Annotated in this window: 1 protein-coding gene; it reads left to right on the top strand. The window is 39.9% G+C overall.

All coding sequences use genetic code 11. The features are described from left to right. Window positions 1-120 precede the first annotated feature (120 nt). Window positions 121-632 (top strand): oxidoreductase (locus tag LB467_RS18675; RefSeq protein WP_449619107.1); only part of this gene is annotated, 512 nt, incomplete at its 3' end.

Raw genomic sequence — 632 nt, 5'->3', positions numbered from 1 at the left:
GAAGTTGACGAAGCTTTTGCCGGGAATAAGTTGTAGTAAGTTTTAAATTAATAGGAAAGTCAACAAATTGACTTTCCTATTTTAAACAATTTCAAAAAATATATTGCTAAAAAAATGTCTATGAAATTATTGAATTCATATAACCTAAAAGGCTTAAAGTTAGAAAACAGAGCTATTATGGCTCCTTTAACCCGGGCCAGGGCAACAGATAATATTCCTAATGATCTGATGGTGAAATATTACCGCCAGAGAGCACAAGCCGGTCTTATCATTTCGGAAGGAACGGCACCCTCACCTAACGGCCTTGGCTATGCGCGTATCCCGGGCATTTATACAGACCAACAAATTGAAGGTTGGAAAAATATTACTGAAGCTGTTCATAAAGAAGGAGGCAAGATGTTTCTTCAGATAATGCATACGGGAAGAGTTTCCCATAAATATAATATGGAGGAAGATGCAGAAATTCTTGCACCTTCGGCAGTAGCTCTAGATGGCGAGATGTATACAGACCAGCACGGACCTCAGCCATATCCGGTTCCAAGAGAAATGACCATAGAGGAAATAAAGCAGGCTCAGGACGAGTTCGTTCAAGCTGCTTTAAATGCTATGAAAGCAGGATTTGACGGTGTGGA

The sequence above is a fragment of the Salegentibacter tibetensis genome (assembly GCF_020164485.1).
GTDB classification, from domain to species: Bacteria; Bacteroidota; Bacteroidia; order Flavobacteriales; family Flavobacteriaceae; genus Salegentibacter; species Salegentibacter tibetensis.
This window is presented reverse-complemented; position numbering and strand designations above follow the sequence as displayed.